We start from the raw sequence: 13,023 nt of genomic DNA, 5'->3' as shown, positions 1-13,023 counted from the left end.
ATTCAGCAGGATTTTTATAACATATTTTTTTAGGATTTATATTTAAAATCCTAATTTAGCTTTAACAGCATCATAAATGTTTTCACCTTTATCATAAACGATTAAACCTTTACCTGGTGCAGCGTCAAATACATAAATAATTCCTTTAGCAGCAGCAACATCTTTAATTGCTTGCTCAGCTTTCTTTAAGATAGGAAGTGTTTTTTCTTGGTATTTCTTTTGCATTTCTTGTCCAGCAGCCTGTTCAGCTTGTTTGATTCTTTGAGAATCTTGCTGAATCTCTAAACCTCTTTTTTGATTTACTTCTTGTGTTTGACTCTTACCTTCCGCTTCATATTTCTTCATTTTAGCTTGTACGGTTTTGTACATAGCTTCGATATCGTCACGGTAAGTTTTGTTTAATTTCTCTAACTCAACCTTCATTGCTTTGGTTGCAGGCATTTCTGATAATAACTTATCAGTGTTTATATGTGCAGTTTTTTGTGCATTTGCCACACTACCTAATCCAATTGTGAAAATTGCAACTAATACTAACGTTTTAAAATGTTTCATCTTTGTTTTTTAATTTAATTTATTGTTCTTTATTCTTGATTTATTTGTTCTTTTTTGCTTCAGCCTCTTTTCTTGCTTCCTCTTGAGCTTTTCTTAAAGCATCTTTCTTTTCTTTTAATAACTTTCTTGCGTCAGCTCTTTGCTTTAATTTAGCTTGTCTTTTTTCTTCAATTTGCTTAATTTTAGCAAGCCTATCATTTTGCTTTTTCTTTCTAAGCGCTTCTTTTTGAGCTATTTTATCTTTTTGAGAGTCAGTTAAACTTTCGTTTTTAAGCAATGCTTTCTTTTCAGCTATTTTATCACTCCTCTGTTGCTTTTTCTGGTCAATGTTTATTATTTTAACAATAAGTTCGCTAATATCGTGTTTTTTGTTGGAATACAACATAACAAGCTCACTAGATTTATCAAAAACGAAATCATATTTTTTTCTAGAAGCTATAGATTGCACTGCATTATAAACTTGATCTTGAATAGGTTTTATTAATTGCTTTCTTAAATTATACATATCTCCATTTGGGCCAAAGTATAACGATTCTAACCTGCGTAAAGATTCTTGTTTAATAGTTATATCTTCCTCACGTTCTACAACCAAATCTGTTGTTAAAATTGCTTTTTCGTTAGTTAAGTCAGTTTTTAAAACTTCTATAGCCCTCGCTTCTTTATCTAATTTAGTTTTCCATTTTTCAACTTTAGCATCTAAAGAATTTTGAGCTTCTAAATATTCTGGGATATTTTGAAGAATATATTCCATATCAATATATGCAATACGCTGACTTCTTTGCCCAAGAGCAATAGTTGTGATAAATAAAAGAACGATTGATAAAATACTTTTTTTCATGTTACTATAATGTATTTAGAAAAAACCGTGCCAAAAAAACGATTATTAGAATTGTAAGTTTTTAGAACTGTCTTCCGATGATAAAATGTGTTTGCCATCCAGATTTTTCAGATTGTCCTGGTAATGGATCAAACCCGTGGGCAAAATCGATACCTAGTAATCCAAATGCAGGCATAAATATACGAATACCCATACCAGCTGAACGCTTTAATTGAAACGGATTAAATTCACTAAAATTGTTATAAGAGTTACCAGCTTCTAAAAATCCTAAAGTATATATTGATGCAGAAGGCTTGTCTGTTATAGAGTAGCGCAATTCCATTTGAAATTTGTTATATATAGCGCCACCATCAACAGATGAGATTCTATTGTTCTCATAACCTCTTAATCCAATAGTTTCTCTACCATCTAATTGTCCTTGAGCAATACCATCACCACCAACAAAATATCTCTCAACAGGCGTTAAACCTAATTCGCTGTTATAGCTTCCTAAATACCCCATTTCAAAATTAGACATTAATACTAATTTATTGTTTGAAGATAATGAAGTGTACCATTTTCCTTTTGCAGATAATTTATAGTACTCTAGCCATCTATATTTGTCGGCCAAATAAGCTTGCCTTTGATCGTTAGTTGGGTTTTCATCCTCTGTATAATCTTTTCCATTAACTAATGAATAAGGAAATGTAGCCTTTGCTTTAATAGTAAACTCAGATCCATAGCTAGGGAATATTAAACTAGGTCCAGTAGAGTTACGACTAAGCGCAACACTATACGCTAGGTTATTTAAGTTTCCATCGCTAATAACATCGTTAGAGGACCCTACTCTATAACCGTAGTTTTGTAGGTCGATTCTTTGGTAACTTATGTTTTGAGATAGAGAAAAATAATCATCAGGCCAACTTAAACGTCTTCCTAAACCAATAGAAGCTCCAATAATACTTAAACTCTGATCTTTATCTACTCTATTGGTTTGAAAATCGTATCTATATTGATTAGATAAATAAACAGAAAATGATAAAGATTGTGGTTTTTTACCACCTAACCATGGCTCTGTAAAAGAAAAACTATAAGTATTATAAGTTTGACTAGCCTGTAAGCGTAATGATAGTTTTTGACCGTCACCCATAGGTAATGGTTTGTAGGCTTCTTTATTAAAAATATTTCTAAAAGAGAAGTTATTAAAAGATAGTCCTAGTGTTCCTATAAATGATCCACCTCCATAACCACCTTGTAGCTCAATCTGACTTCCACCTTTTTCTACAACAGAAAAATCAATATCAGCTGTTTTATCTTGGTAGTTTGGTTTAACATCTGGAGTTACATTGGCGTCAAAGAAACCTAACTGACCAATTTCACGTATAGATCTAATAATATTTTGACGACTAAATAAATCACCTGGCTTTACACGTAGTTCTCTATAAATAACGTGGTCATTTGTTTTTTCGTTTCCACTAACCGTTACTTTTTTAATGGTAGCTTGTTCGTCTTCACGAATACGAACTTCTACGGTAATAGAATCATTATCTACTTTAGTTTCTATAGCGTTTATTTGAGAAAACAAATATCCATTGTTGTGATATAATGTTTGAATATCTTGAGAATTTGGAGTTCCATCACCTGAAATGCGTTCTTTTAAAACTTTTCCGTTATAGACATCTCCTTTATCAATACGTAATAAATTTTGTAAGAATTTATCAGAATAGGTTTTGTTTCCTATGAATTTTATTTCGTCAAAACGGTATTGACGACCTTCTTCTAATGTAATATCAAGGTTAATTGTATTGTCTTCATTCCAGATAAGTTTATCAGACAAAATACGTGCATCACGGTATCCGTTTTCACTATATTTTTCAAGAATATTTTCTAAATCTTCTTTATAGTCATCTAATATGTACTTAGATGATTTCCAAAAACGACCAAAAATTTTACGTTTGGTGTTTTTCATAATTCCACGCAAGGTACTGTTAGACATTGCTTCGTTACCTATAAAGTTAATTTCTTTAATTTTGATACGACTTCCTTTGTCTATAAAAATATCCATACTAACAGTGTTTATGTCAGATGTGTCTTTTTTTGTATTTAAAGAAACCTTTGTTTTTAAAAACCCTTTATCGGTATATTTCTTTTTAATATAATTTCTTGTAGTTACGATTAAGTTATCTGTAACCATAGCTCCTTTTTTAAGCTCAGTATCTTTTTTAAGTTCTTTTGCTTTAGACTTGCTAATACCCGAAACAGAAATGTCTGTTAGTTGAGGAAGTTCTTTAACATCAAATAAAAGATAAACAGTTTCACCATCTTTTTTAGATAGATAAACATCTACTTCATTAAACTGCTTACTTTCATAAAGTTTTTTAATAGCGCTGGTAAGTTTGTCTCCAGGTAGTTTTATAGACTGACCATCAATTAGACCAGTGTAAACTCTTATTGTTTGCTCGCTAAACTTCTGTAAACCACTAACTGTAATTCCACCAAGTATATATTGTTCTCCTTTTTTATAAGGAATAACATTACCAGTGGATGTGCTATCTTTAGTTATGGTGTTTTGTGCTTGTGTATTCGCCGATAAAAAGGCGATTAAAAATACTACTAAATAAGAATATTTATTCATTGGTCTCAATCTGTTCACTTGTTTTTCCAAACCTTCTTTCTCTGTCCTGGTAATCTATTACAGCGTCAAAAAGATTTTCCCTTCTAAAATCTGGCCATAATACTTCTGTAAAATATAATTCGGCATATGCTATTTGCCAAAGTAGAAAATTACTGATTCGTTGTTCGCCACTTGTACGTATCATTAAATCAACGTCGGGCAAATTAAATGTATATAAATGGTTATTTATAATTTTTTCGTCTATTTTTTCAATATCGAGCTCGTTATTAACAACTTTTTTAGATATGTTTTTGATTGTGTTAACAATTTCTTCTCTAGAACCATAACTTAAAGCAAAAGTTAAGGTGATTTTAGTGTTGTTTTCTGTTTCGCTAATAACTTTTGCAAGTATTTTTTGCGCACTTTTAGGTAAACTATCTATGTTACCAATAGCATTAATTTTTACGTTTTTACGCTGAAAATCTGGTAGTTCTTTTTTTAACGTGCTAACAAGTAGGCTCATTAAAGCGTCTACTTCTAGTTTGGGTCTGTTCCAGTTTTCTGTAGAAAAAGCATATAATGTAACAAATTTCACCCCTATTTCAGATGCTGCATCGGCTGTTTGTCTTATTGCGGTAAGTGCGTTTCTATGACCAAAAACACGTTGCATTCCTTTACCTTTAGCCCATCGACCATTACCATCCATAATAACAGCAATATGATTTGGTACTTTTTGTAAGTTGATACAGTGTAATTTGTCTTTCATATTTATTCTGCTAAACCTTTGTAACAAGGTGGTCTTCCAAAACTATAAACAATAGAAATTCCAGTAAACATATACCAGTCATTACCAGTACCACCAAAATTAAAATCATTTATCTTGTCTGTAGTAAAATCTATATCATCAACTATTGTAATTCTTACACCTGTTTCTAAAGCTATTGCTAAGTGATCGTCTAAACGCCCTTTAATACCTACACCTACTGGCAAAGAATAAGAGAACTTGTTTTTTAAGCGAACAGTAGTAGGTGAAGTTCTTTCTACAGGACTTGCGTAATTAAATGCAGCAATTTCTGCTAGTATATATGGAGTAAACGTTGTTTTGTAATTACTAATATTGTAATCGAAGAAGTTAAATTCTATCCCCACAGCAAATTCATGTAAATTGTTAGAGAAATTATTGCCTCTGTTTTGGCGGAATAAATTTTCAGAGCTTTTATCGTCGCCAGAAACAGGAATATAAGTGTAGGTACCTCTTAAAGCTATTCTTGGATTTAAGTTGTATTTGTAAATTAAACCACCACCTAATTCATTAGGATATATGTAGCTACTTCGACCTATATCTCCAACATAATTTGTTCCCCCTACGAAAAAACCTATTTCGTGAGTCTGAGATTGTATTGTGATTGCTGTAAAAGCAAATAATATGAATATAATAGTGTTCTTCATAAGAAAAATAGCGTGCAAATATAGTAAAATGAATTTGCTTTAAAAAGTTAATAATCTGTCTTTTTGATTAACTTTTTTTTATTGAATTTATTGTGATACAGTGCAATTATAAAGATTCGTTTCGGGTGTCTTCTCCCCATAAAAGTTTACCACGTAGAGTTCTTAAATGCGATTGGTGGTCAAGTAAAATGCTTTTTATGGTGAAGGACGCTTTTTGTATTTTAATTTTTGTGCCTTCCGAAACCGTGGTGATTCTAGAATCTAACGAGATTAGGTAATCTTTTTCACGAGCGCTAACTTCTAGATCGATTATTATGTCGTCAGGTATTACCATTGGCCTCGCATTTAAGTTATGTGGAGCGATAGGTGTAATAACAAAACTTTTAGAGTCGGGCAAAATGACAGGACCGTTACAACTTAATGAATAGCCTGTAGAGCCTGTTGGAGTTGATATAATTAAACCATCGGCCCAGTAATTTGTTAAGTACTCTTTGTTTAAATAGGTTTTTACGCCAATCATTGATGTGGTATTTCTACGGGCTATAGTTATTTCGTTTAGAGCAAAGTCAAGTTCAGTAAATTCCTTTGCTTGCGGAGAGGTTTCTATTTGTAGTAATGATCTATCTTGAGTTATGTAATTTTTATTTAGTAATAAATCAACTGCTTCGTTAATTTGATCTTTTTGAACTGTAGCTAAAAAACCTAATCTTCCGGTATTTATACCTAAAGCAGGTATGTTTAAATCTCTGATGTAAGTTACGGCTCTTAAAAAAGTTCCATCACCACCAATAGTAAACATCATATCAAAAGAATTTGATAAGTCATTAAAATGTGCATAGGTAGGATACTTTTTTGATAAAGAATTATTTGCAACTAATAAGTCATAAAACTCTTTTTCAAAAAAAATAACAATTTTGTTTTTTTCTAATGCCGATACTAATATTTTAATTTCTTTTTCAGCAGAAATTGTATAGGCCTGACCGTAAATAGCTACTTTTTTCACTTGTAATAATGTTTTATGGTATAAATATGTAAACTACATATCTAAGTATTTTTTTAAATAAGAAGCTCTATCTTTTAGTTCTTCTAAATAAAAATCATCTTCATGTTTTGTGATAACATTGTAGTCATATCTTCGAAAAGTTTGAATGATTTCGTTTATTTCTTCAGTATTAATTTTTAAAGTAACCTGAATATTATCCTGATTTTCAGAAGAGGTGTAAAGACCTAGTAATTTTCCGCCGTTAGTTTCTACTATTTGAGCAATTTCACCCATAGAAGTATCATTTTTGTTCTTTTCTATGATTAAAGTTTCACTTTCATTGTGTAAAAAAGGGCTGTCGGCAAAAGCATCTAAGATGTCGCTTAATTCATAATAACCAACATAATTCATGTCTTTGTCTAAAACCGGAATTAAATTACAGTCGTTATCAGCAAATAATACAATTAAATCTAAAAGCGTTGTTTTTTCATTAGAGTAAAAATGATCTAGTAAATAAGTGTATTCACTAAGTAAATCTTCTTTGTTTTCAATCGTATGAACATCACTTTCGGGTAAACAACCAATTAGCTTACCGTTTTCAACAATAGGAATATGAGTTATAGGTAGATCTTTACATACTTTTAAAGCGCTTTTTACAGTGCTTTTTAAAGTAAGTGCTTTAATTTCTTTAAGTATAAATTCGTTCACATTCATTACTACGAATATAGTTTAAAATGTTTTAATGATTATCTTTGTAGCCTAATTTTATGAGATGACAAAGTTAAGTGTAAATATTAATAAAATTGCTACGTTACGTAATTCTAGAGGTGGAAATACACCTGATTTATTAAAGGTAGCAGCCGATATTCAAGATTTTGGTGCAGAGGGAATTACGATTCACCCACGACCAGATGAACGACATATTCGTTACCAAGATGCTTATGATTTAAAATCGATTGTAACTACCGAATATAATATTGAAGGAAATCCGATTGATCAATTCATGAAAATGGTGTTAGCAATAAAACCAACACAAGTAACCTTGGTGCCAGATAGTGTAGATACTTTAACATCAAATGCCGGTTGGGATACTGTAGCGAATCAATCGTATTTACAAGAAGTTATTTCTGAATTTAAAAATAACGGAATTAGAACTTCAATTTTTATTGATACAGATTTAAAGTTGATTGAAGCCGCGGCTAAAACAGGTGCAGATCGTATTGAATTATACACCGAAGAATTTGCAACTCAGTTTGATTTAGGTAATAAAAATGCTATAAAACCATATGCAGATGCTGCAATTTTAGCACACGAATTAGGTTTAGGTATTAACGCAGGACATGATTTAAGTTTAGAAAACATTCAGTTTTTTAAAGAAAACATCCCCAATTTGGCGGAAGTCTCTATAGGTCACGCACTTATTTCTGAATCGTTATATCTAGGTCTAGAAAATGTAGTGAATATGTATTTACACAGATTGCAATAATAAATTTTTTAATATTTCCTCGAGCATTACTTAAGCAAAGTATATTTTGTTGAAGGTAGTGAGTGTAGCTCAAAAGAGAGGTTAATTTAGGTCTCCACTACGCTCGGTCAGGCAAACTCCAAAATAAATGAATAATAACCAAATTTTACATTCTAGAATAATAGGAGAAGGAAAACCGTTGTTAATCTTGCACGGTTATTTTGGTATGGGTGATAATTGGAAAAGCCATGCTAGCAAATTAGGGGAAGACGGATTTGAAGTACATTTAATAGATCAAAGAAATCATGGTCGTAGTTTTCATTCTGATGAATTTAATTACGAAGTAATGGTAGCCGATTTATATAATTATATACAACATTATAATTTAGAAAAGGTAGCTTTATTAGGGCATTCTATGGGCGGTAAAACAGTAATGTTATTTGCTACTGAGTATGCTGATTTGGTTAGTAAATTGGTGGTTGCTGATATTTCACCAAGAATGTATCCGCCACATCATCATGATATTTTAGAGGCTTTGAATTCTGTTGATTTTACGATTCAAGATTCACGAAGCTTGATAGATGAAAAACTGTCAGGATTAATTCCGGAAGTTGGTGTGCGACAATTTTTATTAAAAAGCGTGTACAGGAAAACGAAAGATCAATACGGATTTCGCTTTAATTTGAAATCGTTGACTGAGAATAATAACGAAGTAGGTGAAGCTTTACCTTCGTTTACCGTTTTTGAAGGTGAAACCTTGTTTTTAAAAGGAGAAAACTCAGGTTATATTTCGGTAAATGAAGAACCGATTATCAATGCGCACTTTCCGAATTCGACCATAAAAAAAATAACGAACGCAGGGCATTGGCTACATGCTGAAAATCCGAAGGATTTTTATACAGCGCTTATCGGTTTTTTAAAGTGATTTTATGATGCGTTTCTGTTAGGTTTTAATTACTCCAATCCAACGCTCAGTATTTTTACCAAATTATATGAGTCATCCAATTTTAAAAAAGGATATTCCACCTTGCTGAGAAAAAGACCGTTTGGATGAGCGGAATACTTAATTTTTAGTTCTTTTTTTAGATTCAAAATTTCGGTAAATTCAGCTACAGTCATTTTACAACGCCCGACTTCTAGTAAATAATAAACACAAATTCTTACCATGCCACGCAAAAAACGACTACCAGTAATCGTAAAACGCATGCGTCCTAGTGCTTCATCAATAAATAATTCGCAATTACTTACCTCACAAAGTGTATTATCGTATAAATGTGGTTGTTTACACAGCGCCTTAAAATCTTTAGTTTCACGAATAAGAACTGCCGCCTTTTTCATTAATTCGAAGTCTAGTTTTAAATTTTCATAAAAAGAACTATTGTGAAATAGTATTGGGTTTTTCTTCCAATGTATAAAATAATCGTAGGTGCGTGATACTGCACCATAACGGGCATATTGATCTTCGTTGACTTCAAATATTTCAAAAACGGCGATGCTATTAGGTAGATTCTTATTTAGCCTAAATTTTAAGTCGAAATTAGGTGGTTCATCAAGATTGATGTCTATAACATATTGGCTAGCATGCACACCTGCATCGGTTCGACCGCAACCATAAACGCTTATTCTTTTCTTAAAGAGTTTAAAAAGTGTTTGTTCTAAGGCTTCTTGAACCGTGTTTTGGGTGCTGTTTTGTCTTTGCCAACCGCTGTAATCGGTGCCATCGAATCCTAAGTGTATAAAATATCGCATTTGTGAGTTAGAAAAAGAGTGATTTTAGTTAGCGAAGTTACTAGAAAACGTCTTAGGAATCAACCTAATTTTTAGACATTAGATGGAAGTGTATTTGTGTTATTTTAAAGAGATTTCTTTTCTGATTCTACTTAACGAAGTATCAGTAATACCTAAATAAGAAGCTAAAATTTTTAAGGGTACGTTTTTAAGGATTTCAGGTTGCTGTTTCATTAATTTTAAATAGCGTTTTTCGGCAGAATCTTTTATCATGCCTAACATGCGATCTTTAAGATTCGAATAATTCATAATCAACATCATTCTTCCAAACTCTCTAAACTCTGGTATGGTATGAAAGCTTTCTTGTACATCATTATATTTCATTTTCCATAAAACACAATCCGTAAGGCTCTGAAAGTTTTCACTGCTTGGTTTTTGTTTGAAAAATGATAAAAAGTCGTTTACAAAACAAAAAGGAGAAAAAATATTGGTAGTAATTTCATCACCGTTACTATTAACGGTGTACGATCTAACGAGTCCGGATTCTAATATGTAAGTCGCTTTCGGCGTTTTGTTTTCGGCCAAAATAGCAACATTACTTTTGATTTCAACTAACTCGAACCTCGCTGTTAATAATTTAGCTTTTTCTGTGGGCATTGGCAAGATAGATTGTATATATTTTTCTAAATTTTCTTTAGTCATTGTTTGGTTTTTGTGAGTAGTTTTATTTTTAAGACTGACAAAACTGCAGTTTTTTGATTTTGGTATGATTATCGCTTTTTATCAGTAAAACATAAAAGTAATGAAACTATTTTTAAAATTATTGCTAACTGCGTTGGCAGTTATCATATTAGCAAGTGTATTACCAGGTGTGGTTGTAACAAGTTATGTAACAGCAATAATTGTAGCTGTAGTAATTTCGTTATTAAACATGTTTGTACGTCCGTTATTAGTGTTTTTTACATTGCCTGCAACTATTGTAACGTTAGGGTTGTTTTTATTTGTAATTAATGCCATTATTATAATGCTAGCAAGTAGCTTAGTTACTGGCTTTGCAGTAAGCGGATTTTTTACAGCACTTTTATTTAGTGTGCTGTTATCAGTATTCAGATCGTTCTTGTTTTCGTTACTAGATGAAGATAAGATGTAGCTGAAAACGAAAGAGTTAAACCTTTTGCAGAAAAGGTAAAAATAAACTAATTTTGCACCCGATTTTAAAGAAACATATTTTAAGATGAATATTACAAAACAAAACGTAGATGCGTTAAACGCAGTTATAAAAGTTGATATAGTTGCTGAAGATTACCAAGCTACAGTAACAAAACAATTAGAAGATTACCGTAAAAAAGCAAACATTCCAGGATTTAGAAAAGGTCAAGTGCCAATGGGAATGGTTAAGAAGCAATACGGAAAATCAATAATGATTGATGAAGTAAACAAGCTTTTACAACAATCGTTAAATAAATATTTAGCAGAAGAAAAATTAGATATTTTAGGAAACCCATTACCAAGAGTAGAAGATAATTTTAACTGGGATGCAGAGAAGTTCTCTTTTGAATTCGAATTAGGATTAGCTCCTGAGTTTGATGTAAACTTAAAGCCTAAAAATAAGGTTACGCAATATAATATCATCGCAACGGATGAGTTATTAACTAAGGAAATTGAAAATATTCAAACTCGTTATGGTAAGATTTCACCTATTGATGCAGCTACAGAAGAAGCTAACATTACAGGTGCATTTGTAAACGAAGCTGAAGATATTAATAAAAAATCAACAATTTCTGTAAAAGATATTAAAGGTAAAACAAACTTAAAGAAGTTTGTTGGTGCTAAAGTTGGTGATGTATTAGAGTTAAAAACAAAGAGTTTATTTGAAGATGAGCACAAGTTGCAAGATGCCTTAGGTGTTGCTCACGAAGCGGTTCATGGTTTAGACGTTGCTGTTACTTTTACAATAGAAGAAGTTACAAAAACAGAAGCCGCAGAATTAGATAAAGAATTATTTGATAAACTATTTGCTGACGGAAGTGTAAGCACAGTATCTGAGTTAAAAGATAAAATCAAAGAAGATGCTGAAAAGCAATTTCAACAACAAGCAGATCAGCAATTATTAAATGCAATTACTGAAAACTTAGTAGAGAATACAAAATTTGAGTTGCCTACTGAATTTTTGCAAAAGTGGTTACAAACTGCAGGAGAAAAGCAATTAACTGCTGATGAAGCTGTAGCAGAATATAATAAATCTGAAAAAGGTTTACGTTACCAATTAATCGAAGGAAAGGTAATGAAAGATAACGATATTAAGATTGATTATAAAGAATTAGTGGATTATGCAAAAGGGTTTATCCGTTCGCAAATGGCACAGTTTGGTAACATGAATCCAGAAGAAAAAGAGTTAGACGATATCGCTGGTAGAGTATTACAAAACCAAGAAGAAGCTCAGAAATTACAATCTCAATTAATTAGCCAAAAATTATTAGGTTTCTATAAAGAGAATATGAGCTTTGATTCGAAAGAACTTTCTTACGAAGATTTCATCAAAGAAGTATATAAATAAATGTCATTGCGAGGAACGAAGCAAGCTATTTATTAAAAACTAGATTGGTTGAATTAATTATGCCTCAGTAAAGATAAAAAACATAAGAAACCTGAATGTGAATTCAGGTTTTTTTAGCCATAAACGGTAACAATATACTAACGAAATAGTTCTTATATTTACACCATATAACCCAAAAAACATTTTTAAAATGGATTACGGAAAAGAATTTGAAAAATACGCAACAAAACACCACGGAATAAACAGTACATATTTAGGTAAAATAACAAGTAGTTTAACGCCATATATTATGGAAGAACGTCAGATGAATATTACCCAAATGGATGTTTTTTCTCGTTTAATGATGGATAGGATTATCTTTTTAGGTACAGGTGTTAACGACCAAGTAGCCAATGTAATTCAAGCACAATTATTGTTCTTAGAAAGTGTTGATGCTAGTAAAGATATTTCAATTTACATTAACTCTCCAGGTGGAGGCGTTTATGCAGGTTTAGGAATTTATGATACCATGCAATTTATAAAGCCAGATGTAGCAACAATATGTACAGGTATGGCAGCATCTATGGGAGCTGTTTTAATGTGTGCTGGTGCTAAAGGAAAGCGTTCAGCATTGCCACACTCTCGTATTATGATTCACCAACCAATGGGAGGTGCGCAAGGGCAAGCGTCTGATATAGAAATTACAGCAAGAGAGATTTTAAAATTAAAAGATGAGTTGTATACTATCATTGCAGATCATTCAGGGCAAACAGTTGACAAAGTAAATAGAGACTCTGATCGTGATTATTGGATGAAAGCCGACGAAGCAAAAGCTTACGGAATGGTAGATGAAATTTTAACAAGAAAATAATACATTACT

At 31.7% G+C, this 13,023-nt stretch carries 14 protein-coding genes; 5 read left to right on the top strand and 9 right to left on the bottom strand.

Translation table 11 applies throughout. The annotated features are described in order from the left end of the window. Positions 1-42: 42 nt before the first annotated feature. The 7 genes from RRF68_RS07190 to RRF68_RS07160 all read right to left on the bottom strand — a co-directional run bounded on the left by RRF68_RS07190 (position 43) and on the right by RRF68_RS07160 (position 7,128). The gene (locus tag RRF68_RS07190; protein WP_275315748.1) at positions 43-552 is read right to left on the bottom strand and encodes an OmpH family outer membrane protein; all 510 of its coding nucleotides are present in this window, start codon (positions 550-552) and stop codon (positions 43-45) included. Between the two features lie 40 nt (positions 553-592). Continuing rightward, the gene (locus RRF68_RS07185; RefSeq protein WP_315943921.1) at positions 593-1,390 is read right to left on the bottom strand and encodes an OmpH family outer membrane protein; all 798 of its coding nucleotides are present in this window, start codon (positions 1,388-1,390) and stop codon (positions 593-595) included. 61 nt (positions 1,391-1,451) lie between these two features. Next, positions 1,452-4,004, bottom strand: coding sequence for an outer membrane protein assembly factor BamA (gene bamA / locus RRF68_RS07180; RefSeq protein ID WP_275315746.1), 2,553 nt, complete (start codon positions 4,002-4,004; stop codon positions 1,452-1,454). Next, positions 3,997-4,749: an isoprenyl transferase gene (locus RRF68_RS07175; protein WP_218771448.1), complete on the bottom strand. Its 753-nt coding sequence runs from the start codon at positions 4,747-4,749 to the stop codon at positions 3,997-3,999. Before RRF68_RS07175 ends, bamA begins: the two co-directional genes overlap by 8 nt. Before the next feature lie 2 nt (positions 4,750-4,751). Further along, on the bottom strand, positions 4,752-5,432 hold the full coding sequence (locus RRF68_RS07170) for a DUF6089 family protein (protein ID WP_315943920.1): 681 nt from the start codon (positions 5,430-5,432) through the stop codon (positions 4,752-4,754). A gap of 106 nt (positions 5,433-5,538) precedes the next feature. Then, complete coding sequence (locus tag RRF68_RS07165) at positions 5,539-6,435, bottom strand: NAD kinase (protein WP_275315745.1); 897 nt, start codon at positions 6,433-6,435, stop codon at positions 5,539-5,541. A gap of 33 nt (positions 6,436-6,468) precedes the next feature. Beyond that, entirely contained in the window at positions 6,469-7,128 is a 660-nt protein-coding gene (locus RRF68_RS07160; protein ID WP_275315744.1) for a CBS domain-containing protein, read from the bottom strand. 58 nt (positions 7,129-7,186) lie between these two features. Between RRF68_RS07160 and RRF68_RS07155 the strand changes: the two genes are divergently transcribed. Further along, the gene (locus RRF68_RS07155) at positions 7,187-7,900 is read left to right on the top strand and encodes a pyridoxine 5'-phosphate synthase (protein ID WP_315943919.1); all 714 of its coding nucleotides are present in this window, start codon (positions 7,187-7,189) and stop codon (positions 7,898-7,900) included. Positions 7,901-8,027: 127 nt separating this feature from the next. After that, complete coding sequence (locus RRF68_RS07150) at positions 8,028-8,804, top strand: alpha/beta fold hydrolase (RefSeq protein ID WP_315943918.1); 777 nt, start codon at positions 8,028-8,030, stop codon at positions 8,802-8,804. Between the two features lie 29 nt (positions 8,805-8,833). On the opposite strand, the gene RRF68_RS07145 is transcribed toward RRF68_RS07150, so the two are convergent. Next, a complete protein-coding gene (locus tag RRF68_RS07145) occupies positions 8,834-9,628 on the bottom strand; it encodes a tRNA pseudouridine synthase A (protein ID WP_315943917.1) in 795 nt (264 codons plus the stop codon). Between the two features lie 99 nt (positions 9,629-9,727). Beyond that, positions 9,728-10,309 carry a Crp/Fnr family transcriptional regulator gene (locus tag RRF68_RS07140; protein ID WP_275315740.1) on the bottom strand — a complete coding sequence of 194 codons (582 nt, stop codon included), beginning with the start codon at positions 10,307-10,309 and terminating at the stop codon, positions 9,728-9,730. Between the two features lie 100 nt (positions 10,310-10,409). On the opposite strand from RRF68_RS07140, the gene RRF68_RS07135 reads away from it, so the two are divergent. The 3 genes from RRF68_RS07135 (at position 10,410) to clpP (ending at position 13,014) form a co-directional block, all read left to right on the top strand. Next, the gene (locus tag RRF68_RS07135) at positions 10,410-10,757 is read left to right on the top strand and encodes a phage holin family protein (RefSeq protein ID WP_218771440.1); all 348 of its coding nucleotides are present in this window, start codon (positions 10,410-10,412) and stop codon (positions 10,755-10,757) included. Between the two features lie 84 nt (positions 10,758-10,841). Beyond that, the gene (gene tig, locus RRF68_RS07130; RefSeq protein WP_315943916.1) at positions 10,842-12,164 is read left to right on the top strand and encodes a trigger factor; all 1,323 of its coding nucleotides are present in this window, start codon (positions 10,842-10,844) and stop codon (positions 12,162-12,164) included. Between the two features lie 190 nt (positions 12,165-12,354). Next, the gene (gene clpP / locus RRF68_RS07125) at positions 12,355-13,014 is read left to right on the top strand and encodes an ATP-dependent Clp endopeptidase proteolytic subunit ClpP (protein ID WP_315943915.1); all 660 of its coding nucleotides are present in this window, start codon (positions 12,355-12,357) and stop codon (positions 13,012-13,014) included. Positions 13,015-13,023 lie beyond the last annotated feature (9 nt).

It is taken from the genome of Tenacibaculum sp. HL-MS23, assembly GCF_032463465.1.
GTDB lineage: Bacteria > Bacteroidota > Bacteroidia > Flavobacteriales > Flavobacteriaceae > Polaribacter > Polaribacter bernardetii.
Note: the sequence above shows the minus strand (reverse complement) of the source record. Positions and strands in the feature narration are given on the sequence as shown.